Origin of the sequence: Reinekea sp. G2M2-21 (genome assembly GCF_015687175.1) — a bacterium.
In the GTDB taxonomy this organism is placed as follows: domain Bacteria; phylum Pseudomonadota; class Gammaproteobacteria; order Pseudomonadales; family Natronospirillaceae; genus Reinekea.
In genome coordinates, this window is the sequence record NZ_JADPQG010000048.1 from 1 (window position 1) to 299 (window position 299).

Sequence of the window (299 nt, forward strand, 5' to 3'; positions counted from 1 at the left end):
TTGCACGAGGTAACTGCCGTCACTGACTTTGGTGATCTGTGCGCCCTGGCTGGTGATGCTCACCGCTTGGTTGCTGCGCAGTGTCATGCCCTGGGTTTTGGTTTGCCAGTGCTGGTCGCCTTCGCTGATCAAGCTCAAGTCGGCTTTGGTGCGGACGCGTTGCTGTTTGGCGGCCTGCAGGTGTCGGTGGCCGTCCACGGTGACGTTGCTGTGGGTTTTCACCTTTTCGATGAACGCGCCACCGTGTTTCTGAATCAGGTTTTCACGCACGATCCAGCGTTGCTGTTGCCCGGCATTCA

The 299-nt window shown here is 58.2% G+C and carries 1 protein-coding gene; it reads right to left on the reverse strand.

The features are described from left to right. The coding region (locus IYN85_RS25680) for a hypothetical protein (RefSeq protein ID WP_196161835.1) at positions 1-299 on the reverse strand (299 nt) is incomplete at both ends.